General features: G+C 72.2%; 25 protein-coding genes and 1 tRNA gene. 11 read left to right on the top strand and 15 right to left on the bottom strand.

Annotated elements, in window-relative coordinates:
- Positions 1–14: 14 nt before the first annotated feature.
- From K8556_RS04320 to K8556_RS04310, 4 genes are all read right to left on the bottom strand, one after another.
- Positions 15–224: a hypothetical protein gene (locus tag K8556_RS04320; RefSeq protein ID WP_223738721.1), complete on the bottom strand. Its 210-nt coding sequence runs from the start codon at positions 222–224 to the stop codon at positions 15–17.
- A gap of 254 nt (positions 225–478) precedes the next feature.
- Positions 479–610 carry a hypothetical protein gene (locus K8556_RS39035; RefSeq protein ID WP_255651346.1) on the bottom strand — a complete coding sequence of 44 codons (132 nt, stop codon included), beginning with the start codon at positions 608–610 and terminating at the stop codon, positions 479–481.
- Positions 611–715: 105 nt separating this feature from the next.
- Positions 716–1,081 carry a cupin domain-containing protein gene (locus K8556_RS04315; RefSeq protein WP_223738720.1) on the bottom strand — a complete coding sequence of 122 codons (366 nt, stop codon included), beginning with the start codon at positions 1,079–1,081 and terminating at the stop codon, positions 716–718.
- A gap of 196 nt (positions 1,082–1,277) precedes the next feature.
- On the bottom strand, positions 1,278–1,478 hold the full coding sequence (locus K8556_RS04310) for a cold-shock protein (protein ID WP_206884461.1): 201 nt from the start codon (positions 1,476–1,478) through the stop codon (positions 1,278–1,280).
- A 354-nt stretch (positions 1,479–1,832) separates the two neighbouring features.
- Between K8556_RS04310 and K8556_RS04305 the strand changes: the two genes are divergently transcribed.
- Genes K8556_RS04305 through K8556_RS04290 form a run of 4 tightly spaced genes read left to right on the top strand, consistent with a single transcriptional unit; the run spans position 1,833 to position 4,717 of the window.
- The gene (locus tag K8556_RS04305; protein WP_223738719.1) at positions 1,833–2,369 is read left to right on the top strand and encodes a periplasmic heavy metal sensor; all 537 of its coding nucleotides are present in this window, start codon (positions 1,833–1,835) and stop codon (positions 2,367–2,369) included.
- 30 nt (positions 2,370–2,399) lie between these two features.
- Positions 2,400–2,615 carry a hypothetical protein gene (locus tag K8556_RS04300; protein WP_223738718.1) on the top strand — a complete coding sequence of 72 codons (216 nt, stop codon included), beginning with the start codon at positions 2,400–2,402 and terminating at the stop codon, positions 2,613–2,615.
- A 15-nt stretch (positions 2,616–2,630) separates the two neighbouring features.
- Positions 2,631–3,311, top strand: a complete 681-nt coding sequence (locus tag K8556_RS04295; RefSeq protein ID WP_223738717.1) for a response regulator transcription factor — start codon at positions 2,631–2,633, stop codon at positions 3,309–3,311.
- The gene (locus K8556_RS04290; RefSeq protein ID WP_223738716.1) at positions 3,311–4,717 is read left to right on the top strand and encodes an ATP-binding protein; all 1,407 of its coding nucleotides are present in this window, start codon (positions 3,311–3,313) and stop codon (positions 4,715–4,717) included. The genes K8556_RS04295 and K8556_RS04290 overlap by 1 nt, the downstream gene beginning before the upstream one ends.
- A gap of 33 nt (positions 4,718–4,750) precedes the next feature.
- Here K8556_RS04290 and K8556_RS04285 read toward each other — a convergent pair whose 3' ends face one another.
- From K8556_RS04285 to K8556_RS04265, 5 genes are all read right to left on the bottom strand, one after another.
- A complete protein-coding gene (locus tag K8556_RS04285) occupies positions 4,751–5,584 on the bottom strand; it encodes a carboxypeptidase regulatory-like domain-containing protein (RefSeq protein WP_223738715.1) in 834 nt (277 codons plus the stop codon).
- Between the two features lie 92 nt (positions 5,585–5,676).
- On the bottom strand, positions 5,677–6,543 hold the full coding sequence (locus tag K8556_RS04280; RefSeq protein ID WP_223738714.1) for an ABC transporter permease: 867 nt from the start codon (positions 6,541–6,543) through the stop codon (positions 5,677–5,679).
- Positions 6,540–7,529, bottom strand: a complete 990-nt coding sequence (locus tag K8556_RS04275; protein WP_223738713.1) for an ABC transporter ATP-binding protein — start codon at positions 7,527–7,529, stop codon at positions 6,540–6,542. The genes K8556_RS04280 and K8556_RS04275 overlap by 4 nt, the downstream gene beginning before the upstream one ends.
- 39 nt (positions 7,530–7,568) lie before the next feature.
- Complete coding sequence (gene cyoE / locus K8556_RS04270) at positions 7,569–8,453, bottom strand: heme o synthase (protein WP_223738712.1); 885 nt, start codon at positions 8,451–8,453, stop codon at positions 7,569–7,571.
- Between the two features lie 211 nt (positions 8,454–8,664).
- Positions 8,665–11,016, bottom strand: a complete 2,352-nt coding sequence (locus tag K8556_RS04265) for a tetratricopeptide repeat protein (RefSeq protein WP_223738711.1) — start codon at positions 11,014–11,016, stop codon at positions 8,665–8,667.
- 202 nt (positions 11,017–11,218) lie between these two features.
- On the opposite strand from K8556_RS04265, the gene K8556_RS04260 reads away from it, so the two are divergent.
- From K8556_RS04260 to K8556_RS04245, 4 genes are all read left to right on the top strand, one after another.
- Positions 11,219–11,294, top strand: a tRNA-Ala gene (locus K8556_RS04260).
- A gap of 95 nt (positions 11,295–11,389) precedes the next feature.
- A complete protein-coding gene (locus K8556_RS04255) occupies positions 11,390–12,004 on the top strand; it encodes a DUF2760 domain-containing protein (RefSeq protein ID WP_223738710.1) in 615 nt (204 codons plus the stop codon).
- A gap of 88 nt (positions 12,005–12,092) precedes the next feature.
- Complete coding sequence (locus K8556_RS04250; protein WP_223738709.1) at positions 12,093–13,955, top strand: Hsp70 family protein; 1,863 nt, start codon at positions 12,093–12,095, stop codon at positions 13,953–13,955.
- Positions 13,956–13,980: 25 nt separating this feature from the next.
- Complete coding sequence (locus K8556_RS04245; RefSeq protein WP_223738708.1) at positions 13,981–16,761, top strand: Hsp70 family protein; 2,781 nt, start codon at positions 13,981–13,983, stop codon at positions 16,759–16,761.
- Between the two features lie 153 nt (positions 16,762–16,914).
- Here the strand turns inward: K8556_RS04245 and K8556_RS04240 are convergent, their stop codons facing one another.
- The 3 genes from K8556_RS04240 to K8556_RS04230 form a co-directional block, all read right to left on the bottom strand.
- On the bottom strand, positions 16,915–17,346 hold the full coding sequence (locus K8556_RS04240; protein ID WP_223738707.1) for a hypothetical protein: 432 nt from the start codon (positions 17,344–17,346) through the stop codon (positions 16,915–16,917).
- Positions 17,347–17,578: 232 nt separating this feature from the next.
- Positions 17,579–19,366: a bifunctional UDP-sugar hydrolase/5'-nucleotidase gene (locus K8556_RS04235; protein WP_223738706.1), complete on the bottom strand. Its 1,788-nt coding sequence runs from the start codon at positions 19,364–19,366 to the stop codon at positions 17,579–17,581.
- Between the two features lie 51 nt (positions 19,367–19,417).
- The gene (locus K8556_RS04230; RefSeq protein WP_223738705.1) at positions 19,418–20,680 is read right to left on the bottom strand and encodes a myxosortase-dependent phytase-like phosphatase; all 1,263 of its coding nucleotides are present in this window, start codon (positions 20,678–20,680) and stop codon (positions 19,418–19,420) included.
- Positions 20,681–20,819: 139 nt separating this feature from the next.
- Between K8556_RS04230 and gmd the strand changes: the two genes are divergently transcribed.
- The gene (gene gmd / locus K8556_RS04225; protein WP_223738704.1) at positions 20,820–21,791 is read left to right on the top strand and encodes a GDP-mannose 4,6-dehydratase; all 972 of its coding nucleotides are present in this window, start codon (positions 20,820–20,822) and stop codon (positions 21,789–21,791) included.
- A 1-nt stretch (position 21,792) separates the two neighbouring features.
- A complete protein-coding gene (locus K8556_RS04220) occupies positions 21,793–22,719 on the top strand; it encodes a GDP-mannose 4,6-dehydratase (RefSeq protein ID WP_223738703.1) in 927 nt (308 codons plus the stop codon).
- A gap of 19 nt (positions 22,720–22,738) precedes the next feature.
- Here the strand turns inward: K8556_RS04220 and K8556_RS04215 are convergent, their stop codons facing one another.
- Positions 22,739–23,473, bottom strand: coding sequence for a hypothetical protein (locus K8556_RS04215; RefSeq protein ID WP_223738702.1), 735 nt, complete (start codon positions 23,471–23,473; stop codon positions 22,739–22,741).
- A gap of 94 nt (positions 23,474–23,567) precedes the next feature.
- On the opposite strand from K8556_RS04215, the gene K8556_RS04210 reads away from it, so the two are divergent.
- Positions 23,568–24,080 carry an NADAR family protein gene (locus tag K8556_RS04210; RefSeq protein WP_223738701.1) on the top strand — a complete coding sequence of 171 codons (513 nt, stop codon included), beginning with the start codon at positions 23,568–23,570 and terminating at the stop codon, positions 24,078–24,080.
- Here K8556_RS04210 and K8556_RS04205 read toward each other — a convergent pair.
- Complete coding sequence (locus K8556_RS04205) at positions 24,070–24,630, bottom strand: NigD-like C-terminal domain-containing protein (protein WP_223738700.1); 561 nt, start codon at positions 24,628–24,630, stop codon at positions 24,070–24,072. The two genes, K8556_RS04210 and K8556_RS04205, sit on opposite strands and share 11 nt — an antisense overlap.
- A gap of 50 nt (positions 24,631–24,680) precedes the next feature.
- Positions 24,681–25,778, bottom strand: coding sequence for a glycosyltransferase family 1 protein (locus tag K8556_RS04200; protein ID WP_223738699.1), 1,098 nt, complete (start codon positions 25,776–25,778; stop codon positions 24,681–24,683).
- Positions 25,779–25,798: the final 20 nt, after the last annotated feature.

Genomic DNA, 25,798 nt, shown 5'->3' with positions numbered 1-25,798 from the left:
ACTCCCGCCCCGGCTCAGAGGTGGTTGTAAAGACCCAGGAGGAGAAGAAAGAGCATCACCACGTGGAACCACCCCACGTTGCGTGCGATGACCGCCGGCTCGTGTCCCGACACGGGGGCCTGGCCAGCTTCAATGGCGTTGAGCTCCTTCTGCCCCAGCACCAGCCCGACGATGCCAGGGGCGAAGCCGCAGAAGCCCACGGTGGCGAACACCAATGCCAGCACCGCGCGCCCGGAGGGCTTCTCACGCCTGCTCAATTCCTGGCAGGAAGGACACAGCCCGCGCTTGCGGCACCGGGCACACATGAAGGTCCCGCACCGGGCACAGGTACCTTCCGCGAGTGTTTCAGGATGTCTGGGACAGAGAGCGGCGGGTGCTGCGTCCATTCCAGACGTCTAACATTTCCACGGGCTTTCAGTCACTTTGCCCTGGAGGCGCGTGCGAAGGCCTCGCGGGCACCGGTTCGAGCAGCGTGCGCTCACGCGCTGCTCCAGGTCAGCGCCATCGTCTTCCACTTCTCTCGCGGCGAGGCGGCGAACACGCCCTTCAACTTCTTCCTGCTCGCGCTGTCGCTGTTCGTCTTCTGGGGGCGCCGGACGCGCGCGCCCATCCAGCCCCGGCGCGCCTGAGAACCTGGCGAAGGCGCCCAGACACTCCGCGGACAGGAACGGGGCCTCCCTGTCCGGAAAGCCCCGCGCCTTCGCATCACCTCGCGTCAGGCCTTGGCGCCCTTCGGGGCCTCGTGCTCGTCGCGGCCGTGCGCGGAGGAGACGGGGCTGGTCGCCTCCACGGCGGAGAAGGTCTCCAGGATCTTGTACGTGTGGCTGGCCCCGCGCGGCACGAGCCAGGAGTCGCCGGGGTTCAGCAGGATGGTCTGCCCCTCCAGGTGCAGCTCCGCGCGGCCCTTGAGCACGAAGCCCACGGTCTCGTAGTCGCGCGTGCTGACGGGCTTGGCCTCGGCGGGCGGCTCGTCCTCCCACAGCCGCATGGCCACCCGGACGCCGGATGCGAGGTACTTCTGGCCCATCTCCCCCTTGGGGGAATGGCGGCTTTCGACCTTCTTCACGCTGGTGTCGCCCATGTTCGCCTCTCCTTGGGGGGCGGCGTCCGGCGCCGCGCTCCTCCTGGGAGAAGGTAGGGAAGACCCCGGACCGGGGCGGACCGCGCCACGATGGCCGCCCGCCTGCCCTGCGTCCGGAAAGACGAAAGCCCAGCCTCCTTGGGGAGACTGGGCTTCGAGGACTCACCTCAGAGGGTGAATCGAAGGTTCAGCTCGTTCAGGCGGCGCGAACGTTCTGCGCCTGCAGGCCCTTGGGGCCCTTGGTGACTTCGAACTCCACCTTCTGGCCCTCGGCCAGGGTGCGGAAGCCATCCATGTTGATCGCAGTGTGATGGCAGAAGACGTCCTCGCCATTGTCCTGCGCGATGAAACCGAAGCCCTTCGCGTCGTTGAACCACTTCACGGTACCAGATGCCATTGTGAGTCTCTTCTCTTTCTCTGCTCTGTACAGGTGAGAGGCTCGCGCCTTCCACCGGTGCCGGAACGAACACCGCCCCGGCACGCCGGCCACTCTACCCACTTCCAGCGGGAACTCCACTCCCGTGGGTCGAATCCCGCTGGCAGTCGTCCTTCATCCGACACAGCGGACTCGGGACGGGCCTGGCGGAAGAACATCCCATGCCCCGCGGGGCATTCCGGACGCCCTCCCCGGCCTTCACATTTCTTCACCCGCGCCGGGCGTGGGCTTCACACCCGTTTTCTACCTTGAGCTCCGTCAGCAACGACACGGGCCCGCCGGTTCGGCGGGCGCCTGCTTCCTGGAGCCAAGACCATGTTCGGATTCCTCTTCGGTACCGCCTGCCTCGCCGGTCTCTTCGCCACCCTGCGCCGGGGGCGCCACGGCTACCACGGCCACCACGGCCGCGGAGGCCGCTTTGGCATGCGCCCCCGGCTGCGCTGGCTCTTCGAGCGGCTGGAGACGTCCCCCGGCCAGGAGAAGGTCATCGTGAAGGCCGTGGAGAGCGTGCGCGAGGCCTTCGCCAAGGTGAAGGACCAGTGGGGCCCCAGCCGCACGTCGCTCGCGGGCTCGCTGCGCGGGGAGCACTTCGACGGCGCCATGCTGCGCGAGCTGTTCAGCCGCCACGACGTGGCGCTGGAGACGCTGCGCAACGCCGTGCAGGACGCCCTGTCCCAGGTGCACGAGGCGCTGGAGCCCAACCAGCGCCGCGAGCTCGCGGACATCATCGAGCACGGCTGGGGCTACGGCTGGCGCGGCGAGGGCCGCGGCTGGCACGGCCGGCGCTGCGGCGGGTACGGCCGCTGGGGTGGCCGCCCCCACAACGATGACGGCCCCGCGTCCTTCGTCTGAGTCCCCCGCCCCTCTTCCTGGAGATTGCCCATGCGCCACCGTCTGCTCGTCGTCCTCCTCGCCGCGGGTGCCATCGGAGGCTATGCCTCCGGCTTCGCGAGCCTCTCCCGCCACCACCGCTCCCACTGCCACCGGGGAGACTGGGGTGGCCCCGCCTACCGCAACGGGACGCCGCCGTACTGGGACTGGCACGCGCCCAGGCCCCAGGACACCGCCGGCCCCGCCGACGCGCCGGGAGCGCGTTAGGATTCGCCCCCGCCCATGCCCACCCGCGTCCTGCTCATCGATGACGACACCCGGATGTTCGAGTTGCTCGCGGAGTACCTCGGGCAGAACGGCATCACCGTCAGCCACGCGCCCGACGGGGGCCGGGGGCTGGCGGCGCTGGAGGCGAACGCCTACGACGCCGTGCTCCTGGACGTGATGATGCCGGGCATGGACGGCCTGGAGGTGTGCAAGCGCATTCGGGCCAAGAGCCGCATCCCGGTGCTGATGCTCACCGCCAAGGGCGACGAGACGGACCGCGTGGTGGGCCTGGAGCTGGGCGCGGACGACTACCTGCCCAAGCCCTTCGGCCCGCGCGAGCTGCTCGCCCGCCTGCGCGCGGTGCTGCGGCGGGCGCAGCCGGCGGCGGTGGCGGACCGGATCGAGTCGAGCGGGGTCTCCATCGACGTGTCCGGGCGCGAGGTGAAGGTGGAGGGGCGGCAGGTGGAGCTGACGGGCCTGGAGTTCGACCTGCTGCTCGCGCTGGTGCGGCGCGCGGGCCGGGTGATTCCCCGCGACGCGCTGCTGGGCGAGGCGGGCCGCAACGACACGGTGGTGAGCGAGCGCACGGTGGACGTGCACATCTCTCACCTGCGCCAGAAGCTGGGGGACGTGGGCACGCGCCTCATCAAGACGGTGCGCGGCGTGGGCTACGTCTTCGCCAAGGAGGGCGCCTGATGGGCTGGGGCCACTGGCATCCCCACGATGACCGCTGCGGGCCCGAGCTGCACCGGCGCTTCGGCCGCCACGCCCAGGCCCATGCCCACCACCACCGGCGCAGGTTCCACCTGGGCCGGCTGGGCTCCTACGTGCAGGCGCGGCTGCGGCGGCGGCTGTTCGTCATGTTCGGGCTCACCATCCTGGTGACGGTGCTGGTGGTGTCGTGGGTGATGAACCTGACGGGCGGCAACAGTTGGAAGCAGGAGACGGAGCGCATCCGCACGTTCGTGGGGCACCGCTTCGCGGAGGTGTGGGACGCGCCCGCCGAGCGCGACGCCCTGATGCGGAGCATCTCCGAAGACCTGGACGTGGACGTGGTGCTGACGGACCTGTCCGGCGCGGTGGTGGCCCGGGGCGGCGCGCCGTGCTCGAAGCCGGACGCAACCCTCCCGGTGATGCGGGAGGACACGCAGTTGGGGTCGTTGCAGGCCTGCTACCTGCAGACCCGCTCGCGGGGCCCCTGGCGCGCCGTGCTGCCGCTGGGCATCGCGGTGCTGGTGCTGTGGACGGCGGCGGGCGGCATCTCCTTCCGGCTGGCGCGGCCGGTGGACACGCTGGTGAAGGCCACCCAGGCGCTGGGCGAGGGCCACTTGGGCACGCGGGCGAGCCTGGACCGCCACCTCACCGGGGAGTTCGCGGTGCTCGCCGAGTCCTTCAACGACATGGCGGCGCGCATCGAGAAGCAGTTGGCGGACCAGCGCGAGCTGCTGGCGGCGGTGTCGCACGAGCTGCGCACGCCGCTGGCGCGGCTGCGGGTGCTGACGGAGCTCCTGCGCGACGGCGGGGGCAACCCGCGCACGTTGGACCAGGTGGACCGCGAGGTGGTGGAGCTGGACGCGCTGGTGGGCGAGCTGCTGGCCAGCTCCCGCCTGGACTTCGGGCAGCTCACGCCCAAGGCGCTGGAGGCGGGGGTGCTCGCGGCGCAGGCGCTGGAGCGCGTGGGGCTGTCCGCGACGCTGCTCCAGCCGGAGACGGACGACGTGGCGCTGATGGCGGACGCGACGCTGCTGGGGCGCGCGCTGGTGAACCTGCTGGACAACGCGCGCAAGCACGGCGTGGGCGTGGAGGCGCTGCGCATCCAGGAGCACGGGAAGGAGCACCTGGCCTTCAGCGTGGAGGACCGGGGCCCGGGCCTCCTGCCCGGCGAGGAGCAGCGCATCTTCCAGCCGTTCTACCGCAAGGACCGGGGCGGCGAGGCGCGCGAGGCCGGCTCGCTGGGGCTGGGGCTCGCGCTGGTGCAGCGCATCGCCAGGGCCCACGGCGGCGACACCTTCGCGGAGAACCGGCCCGCCGGCGGCGCGCGTGTGGGCTTCACGGTGCGCAAGGCCGGGCCGCCAGGGCCGGTCTCGAACGCGCACGGGTGAAGGGGCCGCGCGAGCAGCCCCTCCCCCCGGGGGCTACTGCTTCGCCTGCGCGTCCGTCGCGGCGAAGGAGAACGTCGCCTCCGCGGGCGTGCCGTCCTTCACGGTGACTTCGGCCGTCTTCGTGCCCAGCGTCTCGTGCCACGCCTCCAGCGTGTACGTGCCCGCGGGCAGGCCCGTCAGCGTGAAGGTGCCGTCCGCGCCGGTCGTGGCGAAGTACGGGTTGGGGTTGCTCACCACGTAGGCCGCCATCCACGGGTGCACGTCGCACTTGAGGCGCAGCACCTCCGCGTCCGCGGGCATCGGCTTCTGCACCGGCGCCCCCATGGGCGGCTGCGCCACGTTGAACAGGGGCTTCGTGCCCACCACGCCGCGCACGTTGTGCAGCGTGCCGTCGCTGTTCTTGAACACCACCTGCTGGCCCGCCACCGCGCCCTGCACGCGCGGCACGTAGGAGCACTTGGACTGGTCCACCACCACCGGCGAGGACGGCGCCGCGGGCGCACCCGCGACCGGCCCCTTCACGCGCACCAGCACGTTCTGGAGCTTGCCGTCCTTCACCAGCACGGACTCCTCCTTCTCCGGCCGCCCGTCACACGCCGGGTCGGCGCTGGGCGCCAGGTCCGCCATCACCGGCGGCGTGCCGGTGAACGACACCGCGCCCTTCACCACGCCGTTGCCCGCGGGCGCCGCCGGGGCCGCCGCCTCGCCCGTCCCCGCTCCCGCCGTGGGAGCCGGAGGCACGGCCTGCCGCGTGGGGGCCGCCGGAGCGGCGGCGGGGGGCGCGGGCGCCTCCTCCTTCTTGCACGCGGGCAGGGCCAGGAGCCCCGCGACACCGACCATCGACAAGCCAAACAGACGCAGCTTCATGAGGCGGTCTCCTCTGGAGGATTCTTCGTGATGCGGTGCCCGCCGTCGTAGTGGAAGGCACCGGGCAAGTCCACCGACACACGGCGAGCAGGCTACTCGCGGCGGCTCACGCTGAACGCGGCCAGCCCCACGAACACCGCCGCGAACGCCAGCAGCGCGGGGACCTCCCACCCCACCGTCGCCCCACCTTGCGAGCCCACCGCCAGCGACGCCTGCGCCCCGTACAGCGCGCGGCGCACGCCCTCCACGGAGAAGCGCATCGGGTTGAGCGTCATCACCCACGACAGCACCGGCCCCGCGCCCTTCACCGGGAACATGGCCCCGGAGAGCACCCACATGGGCAGCATCACCAGGCTCATCACCGCGTGGTAGCCCGCGCTCGACTTCACCCACCAGGCGAGCGCCATGCCCATGCCGGTGAGCGCCAGCGCGGACAGCACCATCACCGCCGCGAGCAGCGGATAGTCCACCGCCTTCACGTCCACGCCCGCCAGCGGCGCGAAGAGCAGGAACAGCGACGCCTGCATCAGCGCGATGCTGGACGACCCCAGCGCCTTGCCCAGCACCACCGCCAGCCGCGAGCCCGGCCCCGCCAGCACCGCCTGGAGGAAGCCCTCCTTGCGGTCCTCGATGACGGTGATGGTGGCGAAGATGGCGCTGAAGAGCACCACCATGGTGACGACGCCCGGGAAGAAGAACTGCTGGTAGCCCAGCCCCTGCGCGCCCTCCACGCGGAAGGACCCCGCGAAGCCGGAGCCGATGACGAACCAGAACAGGATGGGCTGCGCCAGCGCGCCCACCACCCGGCTGGGCTGACGGAAGAAGCGCACCACGTCGCGCGAGAGCAGCACCCACACGGTGGCCCACTGCAACGCCAGCGGCCCCGGCTCCCGGCGGTGGGCCGGGGCGGCGGGGGCCTCCATGGGAGACGGAACAGGCACGGGGATGTCGGCGCTCATCGGCGTTTCCTCGGCGCGGGCGTGGGCGAGGGCGCATCCGCCCCCAGGGCCTTCCCGGTGAGCTGGAGGAACACGTCCGCCAGCGTGGGCCGGCGCAGCGACACGGAGGCGAACCGCCCCGGAGGGAAGGCCTCCACCAGCCGCGGCACCAGCGCGTGTCCCTGCGAAGCCTCCACCTGCACCCGCCCCTCCACCACCGTCGCCCCCAGCCCCAGCCGCTCCGTCACCTGCGCGGCCAGCGCCTCCGGCTCCGGGCCCTCCAGCGTGAGGATGTCGCCGCCCATGCGCGCGGCGAGCGCCCGGGGCGTGTCGCACGCCACCAGCCTCCCGGCGTCCAGCACCGCCAGCCGGTCGCACCCCTCCGCCTCGTCCGCGCGGTGCGTGGTGAGCAGCACGGTGACGCCCTGCGCGTCGCGCAGCCGCTTGAGGTGCGTCCAGAAGGTGCGGAAGGCCGCCTCGTCCAGCCCCTGCGTGGGCTCATCCATCAGCACCACGCGCGGCTGGTGCACCAGCGCCCGCGCCAGCTCCAGCCGCCGGCGCATGCCGCCCGACCAGGTGCCCACCTTCTCCTCGCCCCGGTCCTGCAGGCCGATGAGCGACAGCATCGTCTCCGCGCGCGCCTTCGCGTCCGCGCCCGTGAGGCCGTACAGCCGCGCGCCCAGGAGCAGGTTCTCCCGGGCGGTGAGCAGGTCATCCAGGCTGCTGCGCTGGAAGATGATGCCCATCTGGCGCCGCAGCGCCGGGTCGCTCAGGGACAGCACCCTGCCGGCGAAGTGCACCTGCCCCGCGTCCGGCGCGAGCAGCCCCGCGAGCAGTTGGAAGGTGGTGGACTTGCCGGCGCCGTTGGGCCCCAGGAGGCCCAGGATCTCGCCCGGCTGCACGGACAGCGACAGCCCGTCCACGGCGGTGCGCCCGCCGAAGCGGCGCGTGAGCCCCTCGATGCGCAGGAGCGGCGGGGGCGGAGTCGGAACGGAGGTGTCAGGCATGCGAAGGGCGGTCTCGCACCCGGACGCCGCGAGGGGGCGCTAGCCGCGGGGGATGCGGTCCAGCGCCATCACGGCGAACAGGCCGGTGAGATACACGAGCGAATACAGGAACGTCTGGCGCGCCCAGGCCTTTCCCAGGTGCTTGAAGAAGCCCCACGCCCCCATGCCCAGGAAGCCCAGACCCAGCACCACCGCCGCGGCCAGGTACCACGTGCCGGCGATGTGGAGCTGGAAGGGCAGGAGCGTCATGGGCACCAGCGCCACCAGGTAGAGCACCACCTGCGCGCGGCCGGACTCGTCCCCGCGCTCCAGCGGAATGGATTTGAGGCCCGCGGCGGCGTACTCGTCCTTGCGGAACAGCGCGATGGCGATGAAGTGCGGCATCTGCCAGAGGAACATGATGGCGAACAGCGCGAAGCCGCCCGCGTCCATCTGGCCCGTCACCGCCGTCCAGCCCATGAGCGGCGGCAGCGCGCCGGGGATGGCGCCCACCAGCATCGCCGCGGACGTGCGGGCCTTGAGCGGCGTGTAGGCCAGCACGTAGCTGAGCAGCGCGATGAGCCCCAGCACGCCGGTGAGCAGGTTGGCGCCCATCACCAGCGCGGGCAGCGACACCGCCGCCAGGGACAGGCCGAACCACAGCGCCGTGCTGGGGTCCATGCGCCCGGCGGGCAGCGGCCGGTTGCGCGTGCGCGCCATGAACTGGTCGCTGTGGCGCTCCCAATAGCAGTTGAACGCGTTCGCCGCGCCCACCGTCCCCGCCGTCGCCAGGAGCGTCACCAGCGCCCGCACCGGCGTGAAGTGCCCCGGGGCCAGGAACATGCCGCCCGCCGCGGTGATGAGCACCAGCGACGACAGCCTCGGCTTCGTGAGGGAGATCAGGTCGGACGCGGTGGACGACTGGGACAGGGCACGCGCGCTCAAGCGGACTCCAGCAGGTGGCCCCTGGACCGCTGTCGAATCCGGTCAAGGGGGTGTGGGGTGGACCCTCCCATACCGTCACCCGGCAGGGGTGGCAAGGCTGGGGCTCCCCGCCACATCAGCCTGCCTTGTCGCCCCCCGTCAAAAACGAAACGCCGCGAAGCCCTGGAAGGGGGCCTCGCGGCGCGTGGGGGGGGCGGCGCGGGAGCGGGGTTCAGTTCCCCGCGAGCCGCTGCGCGTCGGCGAGGTACTCGCCCTTGGGCTCGCGCCGCACGTACTCGGCCGCCAGCGTCTTGACCTTGCCCGACTGCTTGGCGTCCTTGGAGAGCAGCGACGCGTAGAAGTAGTACACCGGCGAGTAGTTCTCGTCGGCCTGCAGCGCGCGCTGGTAGGTCTCGTCCGCCTTCGCCGTGTCGCCCTTGCCCTGGTAGACGCGGCCCAGCTCCGTGAGCGCCGTGGCGACGCGGTCCGGCTGGCCGAAGAACTCCTGGCTGGCCTTCTCCAGTTGCTCCTTCGCCTTGTCCCACTCCGAGCGCTCCCGGTAGATGGCGCCCATGGCGAGCCGGGCCTCCGGGTTCTTCGCCTTGGGGTCCTTCACCGCGCGCTGGTACTGCGCGAGCGCGTCCTCCAGCTTGTTCTGGCGGCGGTAGGCGTTGCCCAGCATCACCACCAGCTTGGGGCTGTCGCCCATCGTCTTGAGCGCGGTGACGAGCGCCTCGGAGGCCTCCTTCTCACCGCCCGGCTTGCCCATGAGGGCCTTGGCCAGCTCGACGTGGAACTGCGCGCGGCTGCCGTCCGCGCGGATGGCCTTGCGGATCTCCTCCGCGGCCGCGTCGAAGTTGCCCTCCGCCAGCAGGCGGCGGCCCTTGATGAGGTTCAGCTCCGGGTTCTGCTTGTCGAGCGCGAAGCCGGTCTCCTCCGCCTTGGTGACCTCCTGCTTCGCCTTGGCCGGGTCCGCGGGCACGCCCGTGGCTTCCGTCATCTTCTGCTGCATGTCCGGCTTGAGCGAGGGCATGGCCAGCGCCACGCGGGCGATGAGCAGCGAGCGCGCGAGCTGCGCGGTGGCGAGCTGACGGGGGCTCGGCGGGGGCTCCGCCTCCAGCAGCTTCTTGATGTCCCGGCTGGCCACCGCGTAGTTCGGCTCGTCCTGCTCCAGCATCAGGAGCGAGCGGCCCAGCAGCGACTCCGGGTGGTCCTTCTCGTAGCGCAGGGCGAAGTCGTAGTTCTTCCAGGCGGTGTTGTCCTGGCCCAGCCGGCGGTACACCGCGCCCAGGCCCGCGTAGACGCGCGGGTCGTCCGGCGCCAGCGCCTGCGCGCGCTCCAGGCTGTCGCGCGCGCGCTCCAGGTCGCCCGCGTTCATCTGGATGAGGCCCAGCGTGAGGTACAGGAGCGAGGACGCCTTGTTCTGGTCGTTGAGCTCCTTGACCTGCGTCTCCAGCGAGCCCAGCGCGCCCTTGCCGTCGCCGCTGTACGTCTTGATCAACGCCTGCGCGGCGATGAGGTGGCTGGACAGCTCCTTGCCCTTCTGGGCCGCCGCCAGGTGCTCCTCGGCCTGCCGGCGCGCGTCGTCGCCGCCGCCGTGCTCACCCCAGCGGATGGCGTACGCGTACGCGAGGTAGCCGTGGGCCGCGGTGGAGTCCGGGTCCACCTCCAGCGCCAGGTCCGCCGCCGCGCACGCCTTCTTGTAGCTGTCGAACGAGTCGTGCTTGAGCTGCTCGGTGGCGGCGTCCAGGTTCTTCTTGAGCTCGCGGCCGCGCTTCTTGGCCTGCGCCGAGTACCAGCCGTAGCCCCCCGCGAACAGCGGGATGAGGATGAGCAGGACCAGCGACAGCATCTTGCTGCCGTTGCTCTTGGGCGCGCTCTTGCGGCGCGACGCCGGCTCGTCGTCGTCGTCCTCGACCTCCTCCACCACCACCTGCGGGCGGCGCTGGGCGGGGCGCGAGGCGGAATCCGCGGGGCGCGCCGTGCGGGCCGCCTGCTGGGACGGGGCGCTGATACGGCCCACGGCCGTGGCGGCGGGCGCTTCAGCGGCGGCGGGCGGGGCGGTCACGGGGACGGTCGCCGCGGCGGGCGCCTCCGCGGCGGCCGGGGGCGGCGCGGCCACGGGGGCGAGCACCGGGGTGGGCGCCACGGGGCGGGGGATCTCCACCTTGTACTGCTGGAGGAGCGTGACGGTCTCCGGATCGCCGGGGTCCGCCTGGTAGGCCTTGAGCAGGTTGCCGCGGCCGGTGTCCGTCTCTCCGCCCTTGATCTGCAGCACGCCCGCCATGCGCAGGGCGGCCTTGTCCTCTGGCTGCACCTGGAGGGCGCCCATCACCTCTTCGAGCGCCTTCTTGTCCTTGTTCTGCGCCGCGTAGACGCGCGCCAGCAGCAGGCGGGGGTCGGCCGCGGTCGGGTGCGCCTTGACGCCCTTCTTGCAGACGACCATCGCCTCCATGAAGCGACCCAGGTCCAGGTACGCCTCCGCCAGGGGCTTGTACGCATCCGACGAGGGATCGGAAGCGAACGAATGCTCAAGCTTCGCGAGCTCGGTGGGGCTCAACGTCTTCGATGGGGAGGTGGACATGAACCAGAAGGTGTCCGGATGGGCCGGGAAGGATGCGCTACCGGAAGGCGGTTTTTATGGCATCCACAGTGCGGCACGTCAATCGCAGGGTTGCTGCCGGAAACGAGCTGCTTGACAGCAGGGTGAGGCTCCGGTACTAGCCCACTCACTTCGCGGGACCCAACGCCCGCGAGGCGCAGCAGGCAGCCAGCAGTCCCCATATGGGGGTGTAGCTCAGTTGGGAGAGCGTCGCGTTCGCAATGCGAAGGTCGTCGGTTCGATCCCGTCCACCTCCACCATGAAGCACGAAGGGCCTCACGGGAAACCGTGAGGCCCTTTGCATTTCAGGCCATTGGCGAATTGCAAAGGCTTCCGGCTTTGTTATCCGGGGCCGATGACCGACCCGTCCGCCTCCCTGTCGTTCTTCGCCCGCTTCTGGCTCGCCTGGCTGTGCTTCTGGCGCTGCCTCGTGTCCCGCGAATTCGCGCAGGCCGTGCTGCCGACCAGCCGCGCCTATGACGCCGGCCAGCTCAAGGAGCTCCCTTCCGGGGGCACGCAGGCCCCACCGCCAGTGAAGGCGCCCGCCGTCCCGGCGCCCGTCGCGCCCGCCCCCCTTCCCCCCGAGCGCGAGCACGCCAGCGCCCTGTCGCTTCTGGCCATGCTCCAGCGCGAGGGCCGCTTCCTGGACTTCGTGCAGGAGAACGTCGCGGCCTTCCCGGACGCGGACGTGGGCGCGGCGGCCCGCATCGTCCACGAGGGCTGCCGCAAGGTGGTGCACCAGTACCTGACGCTCCAGCCGGTGCTGCCGCAGGGCGAGGGCGACAAGGTGACGGTGCCGCCGGGCTTCGACGCGCAGCGCATCCGGCTCACCGGCAACGTCGCCGGGGAGCCTCCTTATGGCGGCACGCTCCGGCACCACGGCTGGGTGACCACGGAGGTGAAGTTCCCGACCGTCAGCCCCGCCATGGAGCCGCGCGTGCTGGCCCCGGCGGAAGTCGAGCTCGCCTGATGCCCGCCTGAGCAGCAGGCGGCGCATCCTCCGAAGTCCCCTTCCCTTCGAGGAACCACAAGGCCCCCTCCGGGGGTTTCCGACCGATATGGCCCGATACGCAATCGGCATCGACCTGGGCACCACGCACTCCGCGGTGTCCTACTTCAACCTCGAGGACGGCAAGCCGCGCGGCCCCTCGCAGTCCATGCTGCCCGTGCCGCAGGTGACGGCGCCCGGCACCGTGGAAGCGCGGCCGCTGTTGCCCTCCTTCCTCTACCTGCCCAGCGCGCAGGAGTTCCCGGAGGGCAGCCTCGGGCTGCCGTGGAGCCCGGAGCCGGGCGTCATCGTGGGTGACTTCGCCCGCTCGCACGGGGCGAAGGTGCCCACGCGGCTGGTGTCGTCCGCGAAGAGCTGGCTGTCACACCCGGGCGTGGACCGGAGATCGGCGCTGCTCCCCTGGCAGGCGCCGCCGGAGGTGCAGCGCGTGTCGCCGCTGGACGCGTCCGCGCGCTACCTGCGCCACCTGAAGGAGGCGTGGGACCACACCTTCGCCCGCGCGCAGGAGGAGTCCGGCAACGCGCTGTCGAAGCAGGAGGTCATCGTCACCGTCCCGGCGTCCTTCGACGCGGCGGCGCGCGACCTGACGCTGGAGGCCGCGAAGGCGGCGGGCATCGAGCACATCACCCTGCTGGAGGAGCCGCAGGCCGCGCTGTACGCGTGGCTGGAGGCGATGGGGGAGAACTTCCGCAAGCAGGTGCGGCCCGGGGAAGTGATCCTCGTGGTGGACGTGGGCGGCGGCACGTCCGACTTCTCCGTCATCACGGTGAAGGACCGCGAGGGCGACCTGGAGCTTTTGCGCGTGGCGGTGGGCGACCACATCCTCCTGGGCGGCGACAACATGGACCTCGCCCTGGCGCACACGCTCAACCAGCGGATGGCCGCGGACGGGCGCAAGCTGGACGCGTGGCAGTTCAACGGCCTCACCTATGGGTGCCGGCAGGCGAAGGAGACGCTGTACGCGGACCCCTCCGTGGACCGGGTGCCCATCGCGATTCCGGGCCGGGGCTCGTCGCTCATCGGCGGCACGCTGCGCACGGAGCTGACGCGGGAGGAGCTGGACCGCGTCCTCACGGATGGCTTCTTCCCGGTGACGCAGGTGGCGGACCTGCCGCGCACCGCCCGGCGCACGGGCCTGGCGCAGATGGCGCTGCCCTACGCGCAGGACCCGGCCGTCACGAAGCACCTGGCGGCCTTCCTCACCCGGCAGGCGCAGGCGCTGGCGGCCAGCGCGGACTCGCCGGTGGACGTGGAGGGCAAGGGCTTCCTGCACCCCACCGCGGTGCTCTTCAACGGCGGCGTCTTCAAGGCCGGGCCGCTGAAGGGCCGCGTGATGGAGGTCCTCAACCAGTGGCTCGCGGCGGAAGGGGCGCCCCCGGCGAAGGAGCTGGAGGGCGCGGACCTGGACCTCGCGGTGGCCCGCGGCGCGGCGTACTACGGCTGGGTGCGTCAGGGGCACGGCCTGCGGATCCGCGGCGGCACGGCGCGCGCCTACTACGTGGGCGTGGAGACGGCGATGCCGGCGGTGCCGGGCATGGAGCCGCCGGTGAAGGCGCTGTGCGTGGCGCCCTTCGGCATGGAGGAGGGGACACAGGCGGACGTGCCTCCCCAGGAGTTCGGGCTCGTCACCGGCGAGCCCACCAGCTTCCGCTTCTTCGCGTCGTCCGTGCGGCGCGACGACCGCGTGGGCGAGATGGTGGAGGACGTGGAGTCGGAGCTGGCGTCCGGGGGGCTGGAGGAGGTGGCGCCCATCGAGACGACGCTGCCCGGGCAGCCCACGCCCTTTGGCGACCTGACGCCGGTGAACCTCCAGGCGGCGGTGACGGAGGTGGGCACGCTGGAGCTGCGGTGCCTGGAGAAGAACGGCTCCGGGCGCTGGAAGCTGGAGCTCAACGTGCGCATGAAGGAGTAGAAGGGGCCCCGCACACCGGAGGCGTATGCGAATCGTCGGCATCGACCTGGGCACCACCCATTGCGCGGTGGCATCCGTGGATCCAGGCAAGGGCTCGGGGGCACCCGTCGAGGACTTCCCCCTGCCCCAGCTCGTCCGCCAGGGCGAGGTGGCCCCCCGCGCCCTGCTGCCGTCCACCGTCTACGTCCCCGCCGGCCACGAGCTGGCCCCGGAGGTGCTGCGCCTGCCCTGGGGTGATGACGGCGGGCCGTATGTCGTCGGCGAGCTGGCCCGCTGGCAGGGGGCGCGCGTGCCGGGCCGGCTGGTGGCCTCCGCCAAGAGCTGGCTGTGCCACCCGGGCGTGGACCGCTCCGCGCCCATCCTCCCGTGGGGCGCGCCCGCGGACGTGCGGAAGCTGTCCCCGGTGGACGCGTCCGCCCTGCTGCTCACGCACATGGCGCGGGCGTGGGACTTCGCGCACCCGGACGAGCCGCTCTCCAAGCAGGAGGTGGTCATCACCGTCCCCGCCTCGTTCGACGAGGCGGCGCGCGCCCTCACGGTGAGCGCGGCGCGCAAGGCGGGGCTGGAGAAGTTCACGCTGCTGGAGGAGCCGCAGGCGGCCTTCTACGACTACACCGCGCGGCACCGTTCGGACCTGGAGCAGACGCTGTCCCAGGTGCGGCTGGTGCTGGTGGTGGACGTGGGCGGCGGCACCACGGACTTCACGCTGGTGCACGCGGGCGTGTCGCCGGAAGGGCCCATGCTGCGGCGGCTGGCGGTGGGCGACCACCTGATGCTGGGCGGCGACAACATGGACGCGGCGCTCGCCCGGCGCATGGAGGAGAAGCTCACCCAGAACGGCCGGCGCCTGTCCGCGACGCAGTGGACGCAGGCCATCCAGGCCGCGCGCGCCGCGAAGGAGGAGCTCCTGGGGCGCGCGCCGCCGGAGAAGTACGGCGTGTCGCTCATCGGCGAGGGCAGCCGGCTGTTGGGCGGTACGCTGTCCACGGAGCTGGGCCGCGACGAGGCGCACGCGCTGGTGCTGGACGGCTTCTTCCCCATGTCCTCGCCCGGGGACCGGCCCCGGAGGGCCGCGCGCATGGCGCTCCAGGAGCTGGGCCTGCCGTACGTGCAGGACCCGGCCGTCACGCGGCACCTGGCGGCCTTCCTCGCGCAGCACGCGGCGGCGGGCTTCGCGGCGCTGGGCGAGGCGCCGTCGCACGAAGGCGCCCTGCCCCGCCCGGACGCCATCCTGCTCAACGGCGGCGTCTTCAACTCGCCGCAGATTTCGGCGCGGCTCATTGACGCGCTGTCCGCGTGGTGGCCGCAGGCGCCGCGCATCCCGCTGCTCAAGCACGAGTCGCTGGAGCTCGCGGTGGCGCGTGGAGCCGCGTACTACGGGCTGGTGCGGCGCGGGCACGGCCTGCGCATCGGCGGTGGCGCGGCGCGCGCGTACTACGTGGGACTGCAGCGCGGCCCGGACAGCGCGGAGCAGCCCACGCTGTGCCTGATTCCCCGCGGCTTCGAGGAGGGCCAGAAGGTGGACCTGGGCGAGCGCCCCTTCACGCTCACCCTGGGCCGGCCGGTGCAGTTCGCGCTCTACTCCACGACGAGCGACCGCATCGACAAGCCGGGGGACCTGGTGCCGCTGGCGGAGGACCTGAAGCCGCTGCCGCCCATCCACACCCTGCTCAAGGGCGCGTCCGGCAAGGTCAGCGAGGTGCCGGTGCACCTGCAGGCCGCGCTCACGGAGATTGGCACGCTGGAGCTGTTCTGCGTGTCGGACGTCGCGGACGAGCGCTGGCGCCTGGAGTTCGAGCTGCGCGGCACCGGCGGCTCGCACGAGCTGACGGTCACCGAGTCCATGCCCGCGCGCTTCGCCGAGGCGAAGGACAACGTGGAGCGCGTCTACGGCAACAAGCCGCTGCCCCTGGGCCCCAAGGACGTGAAGCAGTTGTCGCGCACGCTGGAGAAGGTGCTGGGCCCGCGCGAGACGTGGCGCGTGCCCGTGCTGCGCGAGCTGTGGAGCACGCTCTACGCGGGCGCGAGCAAGCGCCGCCGCTCGGATGACCACGAGCGCGTCTTCTACAGCCTCACCGGCTTCTGCCTGCGCCCCGGCTTCGGCTACCCCCTGGACGGCTGGCGCGCGGAGCAGACCTTCAGCCTCTTCGACGCGCTGGTGCAGCACCACACGGACAAGGCCGTGTGGACGGAGTTCTGGGTGATGTGGCGCCGCATCGCCGGCGGCCTCACCGAAGCGCAGCAGCAGAAGCTGTACGGCTACCTCCAGCCGCACCTGGCCCGGCGCGTGCCGCCGGACGCGCCCACGCAGGGCGGCAAGTTGAAGGGCATCCAACCGGAGGGGTTGGACGAGATGATCCGCACCGCCGCCTCGCTGGAGCACCTGGCGCCGGGCGACAAGGCGGAGGTGGGCCGGTGGATCGCCGCGCGCCTGAAGGCCGAGTCCCGCTCCGGCGGCCCGTGGGCGTGGGCCCTGGGGCGGCTGGGCGCGCGCGTGCCGCTGTACGGCAGCAGCCACAAGGTCGTGGACGTGGAGACGGCGGAGGCGTGGCTGGAGCTGCTCCTGTCCCTGGACCTGCGCAAGGTGGACGGCGCGCCCTTCGCCGCCGCCCAGTTGGCGCGCCTCACCGGCGACCGCACGCGCGACCTGGACCCGGCGCTGCGCGAGCGCACGGCCCAGGCGCTGGTGGCCGCGAAGGCCGCGGACACCTGGGTGCGGATGGTGCGAGAGGTCGTCGCCCTGGAGGCGGCGGACGAAGCCCGGGCGCTCGGCGACACGCTGCCGGCGGGCCTGCGGCTGTCCTGAGAAGAAGGAGGCGGACCGCCCCGCCAGGGCGGATCATCCGCCCGCGGAGAGACACCTGCCTGGGCGCTTCGAGCGGGAGCTCCGGGCGGATCCGTCACATGCGGGGCGCGAACGGTGCGCGCCCCAGCAGGGCGGATCATCCCGGGCGGTGCGTCAGACCAGGGCGGGGGCCGTCGCGTCGCCCGCGAGCGCCGCCGGGGCGTCGACGAGCGTCGGAGCCACGGGCGCGGCGTCGAGCGGCACGGCGGCGACGACCTGGAGCACGGGCTCCGCGGCGGCGACGGCGGGCACCTCGACGGTGGCGGCCTGGGACTCGTCCTTCTTCGGCTTCTTCGTGCCCGCGCCCGAGCGGCAGCCCCGGCACCACGGCTGGTTGCGGATGGCGCCGTCCGCCATCTTGCGCAGCCCGAACTGCGCCAGCGGCTTGAGCGTCTTGCACTTCAGACACATCAGCGAGATCAACACCTCGTGGCCGTCGGCGTCGTAGACGGAGGACTTGCGCCGCTTGCGCGGCTGGCCCGGCTCGCGCGCCTCTTTCTTCTCGGGCGCCGCGGGGACCATCATCGGGGTCACTTTGTAGAGCATCTCTTCTGTCCCTCCCACGCACGGGCTCCCACTTGCTCGCGCTGGCCTTCGGCCGCGCCGCAAGGGGATCTCGCGTGCCCTAGAGTAGGGAGGTTTCCCTCCGTTGGAAACTGATCCCAGGCCGAAAATTCGGCCCTGGGCGCCTTTCGCTGATCTTCCGCTGGGTTGCGCCGCGATCCAGCCCCAGCGGATCAGCGCGGAGGGAAAATTTCCAACGGCGGGCGCACTTTTTTCAGGGCTTCGCGTCCGCGCAGGGCTCCGCCGCCTTGACCCGGTGCACGCGGCCGAGCGCCGGGGGCTTCAACGCGTTGCCGTGGGCGTGGCCGTACGCGGTGAGCACCTCGCGCAGGTCCTGCGCCTGCAACAGGCTGATACGCTCCCGTGGCAGCGTGGAGGTCAGCGGCCCCACCCCGTCACCGCCGCGCAGGAGGAAGTCCGGCACCGCGACCCGGTAGGTCCCCTTCGCCTTCAGCGGCTTGCCTCCCGGCAGCGTCACGCCCTGGAAGCGCTCCGGCCCCGGGCACGCGCCCAGCGTCACCTCCAGCCCGGACACCGCGAAGACGCCCTTGCGGCCGCCATAGGCCAGCGACAGGAATCGGCGCAGCTCGTCCGCGCTCAGCTCCAGCACCGCGAGCGTGTTGTCGAAGGGGAGGATCTCGTAGAGCTTCCCGAAGGTGAGCGGCCCCTGCGGCAGGTCCGCCCGGATGCCGCCCGCGTTCATCACCGCCGCGTCGGAGCGGGCCGCCTCCCGCATCGCGTCCGCGATGAGGTTGCCCAGCGCGCTCTCGCCCTCGTAGACCTGGGGCATGCGGGCCTGGGCCTCCACGCCCACCGGGCGGCGCTGCTCCTCCTCCACGCGCGCCTCCGCGGGGGCCACCAGCGCCTCCACGCGGGCGTCCGGCGTCACCGGCTGGCCCAGGAACGTGGCCGGCACCAGCCGCACGTCCTTCGCGTCCTTGAGCTTCAGCGGATCACACGACTTCAGCGTGGCGTCCACGGCCCCGCACACCGGGATGGCGGCCTGGATGCGCGTGCGCTCGGGCAGCACGCGGTGGGTCGCGGCATCCACGAAGAGTTCCACCACGCCGAACGAGCGCGCCAGCCCCGTCGTCTCGATGACCGGCACGTCCCCGAAGAAGTGCCCCATGACCTGGTGCGTGTGGCCCGCCACCACCGCGTCCACCGCGCCCCCGGGCAGCGCCTCCAGCACCGCGTAGATTTCGCCGTCGTCGCGCTCGCACCCGGACGTGTCGCGCGGGTTCGCCAGGTCCGTGCACTTGCCGCCCGCGTGCGCGATGGCGACCACCACCTCCGCGCCCTGCTCGCGCAGCGACTTCGCGGCCTGCTTCGCGGCGTCGGCCAGGGACTCGAACCTCAGGCTCGCGACGTTCGCGGGGTTGGTCGTCTGCGGCGTCGACAGGGTGGACAGGCCCAGCAGGCCCACCTTCACGCCCTTCACGGTGACGACGGTGGTGCCGTCATTGCCCAGCCACGCCGGGGGCTGTCCGTCCTTCTCCCGCACGTTGGCGGACAGGAAGGGGAACTTCGCCTGCGCCACGCGGGCCTTGAGCGCGCCCAGCGGATCCTCGTCCGGACGCGTGGCCACGGGCCCCGGGCCCACCGGCCCGTAGTCGAACTCGTGGTTGCCGATGGCGACCGCCGTGTAGCCGAGCAGGTTGTACACGTCGACGACGATGGCGCCCTCGCCCAGGTTGGACGCCAGCGTCCCCTGGAACAGGTCACCGCCGTCCACCAGCAGCACGCCGCCCGGGTTGTCCTCGCGCAGCCGCGCCACGTAGGACGCGAAGAGGGCCGCGCCCCCCTGCTCCACCTTCTGCCCGTCCGGCAGCGTGGCGCGGTGGGGCATCACCCAGCCGTGGAAGTCGTTGGTGCCCACCAGCGTGAGCCGCACGGGCGCGGCCGGGGCCGGAGGCGGGGCGGTGGGGGCGGGCGTCGGGCCGCCCTTGCAGGCGGAGGCGAGCACCGCGAGCGCCAGGACGGTGGAACGAAAGGTGCGCATGGGGCGCGCACTTCATCCCGCCCCCCTGCCGCTTTCAACACGCTTCGAGTGTCAGCTCCGGCGCCTGCGGCCCAACAGCGACAGGGCCAGCAGCCCCAGCGTCGCGATGGCCGGCACCGACGTGCTGGTGCACCCGCAGCCGCTGTCGTCGTCGGTCCCGCCGCCTTCGCCGCTCGGGTTGCCGTTGCCCGGATTGACGACGACGCCGCCACCGCCGTCCTTGCCGGTGCCGCCGTCCACGCCGCCGTCCGCCGGCTGCTGCGCGATGATGAGCGGCGGGGAGAACGCCCGCGCCACGTTGCCCCACGAGGTGAGCTTCAGGTTGTCACTCAACGTGCTGCTGCTGACGCCGTCATGCGCGACGAAGAGGCCCTCCGGGAAGGCCGTGCCCAGCGCGCCCGAGTACGCCACCAGCCCGCGCGACTGCTCCACCGGGTCCGTGCCGCCGTCCTGCCCCAGTTGGAACGCGCCCACCCGGCCCAGCGTGCGGCGGTCGAAGACGACGAAGGTGTTCGCGCTCGGGTCCGACGCCACCAGGTAGCCGTCCACCCCGGACGCCTCGTACAGCGCGAGCCGCCCCACGGACGTCAGGCCGCCGTCCCCCAGGCCCACCACCAGCGCACCCTGGGTGCCGGCGTCCGCGTCCGCGCCGTAGCGGTAGAGCCCCTGCCCCTGCTGCGCCACGTAGAGCGCGCGGTACGCCGGGTCCACCACCAGCCCCAGCACCGCGCCGGCCGGGATGTCCCGCTGCGGGGTCGCCGTGACGCCGCCGTCGGTGGGCGTCAGCAGGAACTGCCGCAGGCCGCCCGACGCCAGGCCCCCGAAGGCCTGGATGGTCCCATCCGCCCCGCGGGCCAGCCGCACCGTCCCGTAGGTGACGCCCACATCCAGCGGGGCCGCCGTGGGCGACAGGCGGGTGAGCCCGCCGCCATCCGCCGTGGCATCCATCACGTAGGGCACCAGCCCCGACAGCGTGGGGTTGGCGCTGAGCACCAGCGCCGCGGACGTCCCCCCCGCCAGCGGGAAGCCGCCCAGCACGTCCACGCTCGCGGAGGTGCCCTCGGTGACGGCCTGCAGCTCCCCGCCGTCCAGGGCATAGGTGAACAGGCCGTTGTTCTGGTCCGCCGTGATGAGCCGGCTCGCGGCCGGGTCGGCCGGGTTCACCCACAGCGCCACGTCGTTCACGGTGCCGCCCCCGGAGCGCGCCCCGGGCTGGGTCTGCACGGTGTAGGGAACCGCCACGGGAGCCGTCTGGGCCCCCGCCGCCGCGCTCACGAGCACGGCCGTCAACGCTGGGAGGGAGAGGTTGCGCATGGGCGGCTCCTGGGCAGGTCGCTCCCTACCTAGGCACGGACGGCGTCCTCTTCAAGTTCCCTGAAACCCTGGAACGGTTGGCAGGAGGCGAAAGCCTCGGGTACAACGAACAGCGTCTTCCAGCGAACAGACAAGGGCCATGGCCAAGCGCGCACTCATTACGGGCATCACGGGGCAGGACGGCAGCTATCTCGCGGAGCTGCTCCTCAAGAAGGGCTACGAGGTGCACGGCATGGTGCGCCGCTCTTCCGAGGAGAAGTTCGAGCGCATCGCGCACCTGCAGGGCAAGGTGACGCTGCACCAGGGCGACCTGCTGGATCAGTTCTCGCTGGCGGCGCTGTTGAACCTCACCCAGCCGGACGAGGTCTACAATCTGGCGGCGCAGTCCTTCGTGCCCACCAGTTGGAACCAGCCGGTGCTCACCGGTGAGTTCACCGCGCTGGGCGTGACGAAGATGCTGGAGGCCATCCGCCACACCCGCCCGCAGGTGCGCTTCTACCAGGCGTCCTCCAGCGAGATGTTCGGCAAGGTGCTGGAGGTGCCCCAGTCGGAGGACACGCCCTTCTACCCGCGCAGCCCGTACGGCGTGGCGAAGGCGTACGGCCACCACATCACCGTGAACTACCGCGAGTCCTTCAAGCTCTTCGCGGTGAGCGGCATCCTCTTCAACCACGAGTCGCCCCGCCGCGGCCTGGAGTTCGTCACGCGCAAGGTCACGTACAACGTGGCGCGCATCAAGATGGGCCTCCAGGAGAAGCTGCCCATGGGCAACCTGGACGCCAAGCGCGACTGGGGCTTCGCGGGCGACTACGTGGACGCCATGTGGCGCATGCTCCAGCAGGAGACGCCGGAGGACTTCGTCGTCGCCACCAACGAGACGCACACCGTGCGGGAGCTGGTGGAGATCGCCTTCGCGCGCGTGGGCCTGGACTGGCAGAAGCACGTGGTCATCGACCCCGCGTTCGTGCGCCCGGCGGAGGTCGACCTGCTCATCGGCAAGTACGACAAGGCGAAGGAGAAGCTCGGCTGGGAGCCCACGGTGCGCTTCAAGCAGCTCGTGGAGATGATGGTCGACGCGGACCTGGAGCGCGTGAAGGCAGGACAGCGGTAAGATGCGCGTCCTCGTCACGGGAGCGGATGGATTCGTCGGCCGGCACGCGTGCGCCGCGCTTCGCGCGGCCGGCGACGAGGTGGTGGAGGTGCACGGGCCCCGCGGCGAGGGCATCAGCAGCACCGCGTTGCACTTCGACATCGCCGACGAGGCGAAGGTCAAGGCGGCGGTCTCCGAGGTGAAGCCGGACGCGGTGCTGCACCTGGCCGGCTTCAGCTCGGTGGCCAAGAGCCACCAGAACCCCGCGCGCGTCTTCGCCGTGAACACCATGGGCGTGGTGCACCTGCTCACCGCCCTGCGGGAGAGCGCCCCCAAGGCGCGCGTGCTGCTGGTGGGCTCCGGTGAGGTCTACGGCCCCGTCGCGGAGGGCACGCGCGCCGAGGAGTCCCACCGGCACGTGCCGCTCAGCCCCTACGCGGCGTCGAAGTCCGCGGGGGAGCTGGCGGGCGAGCAGTTCTTCCGCAGCTACGGCATGGAGGTCATCCTCGCCCGGCCCTTCAACCACCTGGGCGCGGGGCAGGACCCCACCTTCGTGGTGCCATCGTTCGCGGCGCAGATCCGCGCCATCGCGCTGGGCACGGTGGACCCCGTCCTGCGCACGGGCAACCTGGACGCCATCCGGGACTTCTCCCACGTGAAGGACGTGGTGGACGCGTACCGGCTGCTGCTGCTCCAGGGCGAGGCGGGCCAGGCCTACAACGTGGGCAGCGGCGAGGGCCGCACCATCCGCAGCCTGCTGGAGGAGATGCTCCAACTGTCCGGCGTGCAGGCGCGCATCGAGCTGGACCCCGCGCGGCTGCGCCCCTCGGACATCCCCAGCCTCGTGGCGGACCCCGGCAAGCTGCGCGCGCTGGGCTGGGCCCCCCGGCTCACCGTCGCGGACGCGCTGCGCGACGTGCTGGGTCCCCGGGTGGGCTCGCAGCACTGACGCACCGCTGGCGCGCGCCTCACGCGGGGCGCGCCAGCGACTGCCACGCCTCCAGGCGCCGGTCCAACGCGGTGAGGGCCCACAGGTCCGCCGCGTTGCCCGGCTTCACGGCGGCCAGGTCCCGCTGGCAGTACTCGCGGGCCTTCACCTCGCCCCACTCCGACAGGATGCGCAGGGCCATCAGCGACGGCTTGCGCGCCACGAGCCGCAGGAGCACGTCCTGCACGCGCGGGCTCCGCTCCGCGTCCGCCAGCCGCTGCACGGCCTCGTGACGGGCGTCCGGCGTGGAGTCCTCCGACTCCAGCGGCGCCGCCAGCTCCGCGAAGCGCGCCTCGTCCAAGAGCGCCGCGGGACGCCGGCTCTCCCAGTGCTCCACCGTCACGGTGGTGCGCCCCCGGGCCACGCACTCGCGGCGGATGCCGTCCGTCTTGAGCATGTCCAGCACCCGCTCCGGCGCGGGCGTGCCGCCCTCCACCGTGCGCAGCGCGCGCTGGGACAGCATGGGGGACTGGCCCAGCAGGTGCGTGCGCAGCACCGTGGCCTCCACCGTCTTCTCGTCGCCGGGCGCCACCCGGTCCCACTTGAGGAACACCTCCGCCATGCCGCGCTCGCGCACGTACCAGCGGTACTCCAGCCACACCGCCCCGCCCCGCTCCGCGAAGCGCGGGTCCGAGGGCTCATGGAGGCGCGGCGCGCCCTCCCGCGTGCCGGTGAAACAGCGGTCCAACAGCTTCTGGGCTTCTTGAAGTCGCATGGGGAGCGGGCGGGCATTGTAGGGCCCCGCGTCAGGTTCCTCCATCGCCGCACGTTCGTGTCATTATTACACGAAGATTTCCGGGAGGCCTGGGATGGGCACGACGATGGCGGCGCGGTTCACGTTCTTCTGGAGGGAGGACTCCTTCTTCTCGCAGTGGCACCCGTCCGTCTTCACGGTGGACGGCGTGCGCTACACCTGCGCGGAGCAGTACATGATGGCGGGCAAGGCGCGCCTGTTCGGCGACACGCGCGTGATGGAGCAGGTGCTGCGCGCCGCCACGCCCAAGCAGCACAAGGCGCTGGGCCGCAAGGTGAGCCCGTTCGACGCGGCCCTCTGGGAGCGCGAGCGCGAGCGCATCGTCTACGAGGGCAACCACGCGAAGTTCACCCAGCACCGGCACCTGTTGGAGGCGCTGCTCGCCACGGCGGGCACGGAGCTGGTGGAGGCCAGCCCCCTGGACCGCATCTGGGGCGTGGGGCTCTCCGTGGAGGACCCGCGCATCCAGGACCCGTCCACGTGGCGGGGGCTGAACCTGCTGGGCCAGGTGTTGACGCGCCTGCGCGAGGACCTGCTCGCGCAGGGGCACGCACCGGTCAGAACTTGAAGCGGGCGGACTGGTCCGGCACGCCGTTGAAGTCCAGGTGGAGCGTGGCGTGGTCGCCGTGGCCCTTCTCGCTCCACTCCTGCTTCAGCGTGGACAGGTCGAACGCCAGCTCCTTGTAGACCATCGCCTTGCACCGGTCGTTGTTCGAGTCATGCATCAGGGTGAGCTCCGCGCGAGGCTCCCCCTCCGCCGTCTGCGTGAAGCGCCCGTCCCACGCGAGGCCGTAGCGGTGCTCCTTGCAGCCGCCGCCGTGGCGGACATGGAGCGTGAGCACGTCGCCCTTCACGCTCTGCGACTCGATGCCAATCGGGTCGCGGGGCGCGGGCGTCTCGGTGATCTCCAGGGGCATGACGATGGCCGCCTCCGGGTTCTCCGCCTCCGCCGCGGGCGACCCGGCCTTCTTCTCCGGGGGCGTCACGGGGGTGGACGGCGCCTCCTCCTGCTCGGCGGTGGGGGCCGGCTCCCGGGCCTCGTCCTTGCGCGCCGCGTTCGACCCCGCGCACCCGAGCAGCATTCCGCAGACGATTCCACTCCACACGAGCAGTCGCATGTTCCTCCAGGGGGCCCTTGCCGGGCCGGTTGACCTCTGGCGCCGTTCGCCTACCGGTGGCGCAGCGCCGCATCGTAGGCGGCCCGCGTCCCCTCCGCGGTGCGGGCCCAGGTGAACTTCGCGGCCTGGCGCTGGCCCGCCTCCGACAGCGCGCGGCGCTCCTCCGGTGAACGCAGCAGCCGGTCGATGACCGCGGCCAGGCCCTCCGCGTCGTCCGGGTCCACCGCGGGCGCGGCACCGCCGCACACCTCCGGCAGCGAGCCCGCCGTGGACACCACCGTGGGCGTGCCCAGGCGCATGGCCTCCAGCGGCGGAAGGCCGAAGCCCTCGTAGCGCGAGGGGAAGACGAACAGCGCCGCGCGGCGCATCAGCGCGTAGAAGATGGCCGGCATCTGGTAGCCCAGGGGCCGCACGTCCAGGCCCTCCGAGCGCAGCCGCGCGATGCGCGTCTCCACCGTGCCGGAGCCGTACCAGGCCTGCCCCGCGAGCACGAGCGTGAAGGGCCGGCCGCGCGCCCTGAGCCGCTCCTGCGCGTCCAGCACCAGCTCCACGTTCTTGCGCACGTCGAGCGAGCCCGCGTACAGCACGTAGTCCCTCGGCAGGTTGAGCGCGTGGAGGAACTCCTCGTCCGCGGCACTCAGCGGGGCCGCGTTCACGTGGTCCACGCCGTTGGGCACCACCACGGTGCGCGGCTCCACCTGGGGGAAGCGGCGCACCAGGTCCTGGCGCGTGCACTCGCTGATGCACACCAGCCGGTCCGCGAGCATCAGGCTGCGCGCGAGCCACAGCCGGAACTGCCAGCGGTACGGCGCGGAGACGGTGTGCGGCAGGTCCAGCGGCACCAGGTCGTGCACGGTGAGCACGTACGCGGTGCCCGGCGTGCGCCTCAGCGGCAGGTTGAAGTTGCTGAGCGCGTGGTAGACGGGCGGCGATGAGGCCTTGAGCAGCCGGGGCAGCGTGGCCAGCGTCCACGGCGTTCGCTTCTGGACGCCGCGCGGGTGCTCACCGGACTTGCGCGCCCCCATGCGGTCCAGGCGGACGCCCTGGGCCTGGAGCGCCTCCGCGAGGCAGCGGGTGTACAGGCCGATGCCGGTGGTGGGCTCGTCCCACAGGGTGGCGTCGAAGGCGATGGGTCCAGGGGTCGACACGGGGCCGCCTCATACCATGC

Origin of the sequence: Corallococcus sp. AS-1-12 (assembly GCF_020036995.1) — a bacterium.
In the GTDB taxonomy this organism is placed as follows: Bacteria; Myxococcota; Myxococcia; order Myxococcales; family Myxococcaceae; genus Corallococcus.
This window is presented reverse-complemented; position numbering and strand designations above follow the sequence as displayed.

What these genes read in the sequence shown, in the direction of transcription:
- K8556_RS39035 (WP_255651346.1), bottom strand. Translation starts at nt 610, where the DNA reads ATGGGCGCGCGCGTCCGGCGCCCCCAGAAGACGAACAGCGACAGCGCG.
- K8556_RS04315 (WP_223738720.1), bottom strand. Translation starts at nt 1,081, where the DNA reads ATGGGCGACACCAGCGTGAAGAAGGTCGAAAGCCGCCATTCCCCCAAG.
- K8556_RS04310 (WP_206884461.1), bottom strand. Translation starts at nt 1,478, where the DNA reads ATGGCATCTGGTACCGTGAAGTGGTTCAACGACGCGAAGGGCTTCGGT.
- K8556_RS04305 (WP_223738719.1), top strand. Translation starts at nt 1,833, where the DNA reads ATGTTCGGATTCCTCTTCGGTACCGCCTGCCTCGCCGGTCTCTTCGCC.
- K8556_RS04300 (WP_223738718.1), top strand. Translation starts at nt 2,400, where the DNA reads ATGCGCCACCGTCTGCTCGTCGTCCTCCTCGCCGCGGGTGCCATCGGA.
- K8556_RS04295 (WP_223738717.1), top strand. Translation starts at nt 2,631, where the DNA reads ATGCCCACCCGCGTCCTGCTCATCGATGACGACACCCGGATGTTCGAG.
- K8556_RS04290 (WP_223738716.1), top strand. Translation starts at nt 3,311, where the DNA reads ATGGGCTGGGGCCACTGGCATCCCCACGATGACCGCTGCGGGCCCGAG.
- K8556_RS04285 (WP_223738715.1), bottom strand. Translation starts at nt 5,584, where the DNA reads ATGAAGCTGCGTCTGTTTGGCTTGTCGATGGTCGGTGTCGCGGGGCTC.
- K8556_RS04280 (WP_223738714.1), bottom strand. Translation starts at nt 6,543, where the DNA reads ATGAGCGCCGACATCCCCGTGCCTGTTCCGTCTCCCATGGAGGCCCCC.
- K8556_RS04275 (WP_223738713.1), bottom strand. Translation starts at nt 7,529, where the DNA reads ATGCCTGACACCTCCGTTCCGACTCCGCCCCCGCCGCTCCTGCGCATC.
- K8556_RS04265 (WP_223738711.1), bottom strand. Translation starts at nt 11,016, where the DNA reads ATGTCCACCTCCCCATCGAAGACGTTGAGCCCCACCGAGCTCGCGAAG.
- K8556_RS04255 (WP_223738710.1), top strand. Translation starts at nt 11,390, where the DNA reads ATGACCGACCCGTCCGCCTCCCTGTCGTTCTTCGCCCGCTTCTGGCTC.
- K8556_RS04250 (WP_223738709.1), top strand. Translation starts at nt 12,093, where the DNA reads ATGGCCCGATACGCAATCGGCATCGACCTGGGCACCACGCACTCCGCG.
- K8556_RS04245 (WP_223738708.1), top strand. Translation starts at nt 13,981, where the DNA reads ATGCGAATCGTCGGCATCGACCTGGGCACCACCCATTGCGCGGTGGCA.
- K8556_RS04240 (WP_223738707.1), bottom strand. Translation starts at nt 17,346, where the DNA reads ATGCTCTACAAAGTGACCCCGATGATGGTCCCCGCGGCGCCCGAGAAG.
- K8556_RS04235 (WP_223738706.1), bottom strand. Translation starts at nt 19,366, where the DNA reads ATGCGCACCTTTCGTTCCACCGTCCTGGCGCTCGCGGTGCTCGCCTCC.
- K8556_RS04230 (WP_223738705.1), bottom strand. Translation starts at nt 20,680, where the DNA reads ATGCGCAACCTCTCCCTCCCAGCGTTGACGGCCGTGCTCGTGAGCGCG.
- gmd (WP_223738704.1), top strand. Translation starts at nt 20,820, where the DNA reads ATGGCCAAGCGCGCACTCATTACGGGCATCACGGGGCAGGACGGCAGC.
- K8556_RS04220 (WP_223738703.1), top strand. Translation starts at nt 21,793, where the DNA reads ATGCGCGTCCTCGTCACGGGAGCGGATGGATTCGTCGGCCGGCACGCG.
- K8556_RS04215 (WP_223738702.1), bottom strand. Translation starts at nt 23,473, where the DNA reads ATGCGACTTCAAGAAGCCCAGAAGCTGTTGGACCGCTGTTTCACCGGC.
- K8556_RS04210 (WP_223738701.1), top strand. Translation starts at nt 23,568, where the DNA reads ATGGGCACGACGATGGCGGCGCGGTTCACGTTCTTCTGGAGGGAGGAC.
- K8556_RS04205 (WP_223738700.1), bottom strand. Translation starts at nt 24,630, where the DNA reads ATGCGACTGCTCGTGTGGAGTGGAATCGTCTGCGGAATGCTGCTCGGG.